We start from the raw sequence: 495 nt of genomic DNA, 5'->3' as shown, positions 1-495 counted from the left end.
GATTTAGTTTATATCCGTTTGCTCCTGTGAAAAATAACGCAATCTCTTTTTTGCCACTAAATGAGTCAAACATCCTATCAGCGATTCAATATCCAACCTCTTTAGCACCTTTTCCCCTTTGACAAGTGCTCACTCAGTTACTTATACACTGGATCTTTGGTCACATCCTTTTTTCTACCAAATTTATCAAGTTGATTCTAATCCCACGAGCCGGATAGCCAACTGGACTTTTTATAAGCCCTATGTCTTTTTCCTCGGTTGCTAGTATCACTTCTTTAAATCCAATATCTGCGTCACACCCATGAGTGCAGATAAAGCGTGTGCCCATCTGAACGCCGTCCGCGCCTATCGATATTGCTTTTTCGATATTATTTTGATCCCAAATTCCACCAGCTGCGATGAGCAGAAAGTCACCCAACGCGTTTATCTCGACCTTTACGTGTGGGATCAGATTAAATAGCGAACACTCAAGATCAAGGCTCTGCTCGTAAGTAA

At 41.6% G+C, this 495-nt stretch carries 1 pseudogene; it reads right to left on the bottom strand.

Features of this window, described 5'->3' with window-relative positions:
- Nucleotides 1-495: pseudogene (locus CYP51_RS09260) on the bottom strand (NAD(P)H-dependent flavin oxidoreductase); the annotation flags it as partial.

The organism is Campylobacter concisus (assembly GCF_002912895.1).
GTDB classification, from domain to species: Bacteria; Campylobacterota; Campylobacteria; order Campylobacterales; family Campylobacteraceae; genus Campylobacter_A; species Campylobacter_A concisus_G.
This window is presented reverse-complemented; position numbering and strand designations above follow the sequence as displayed.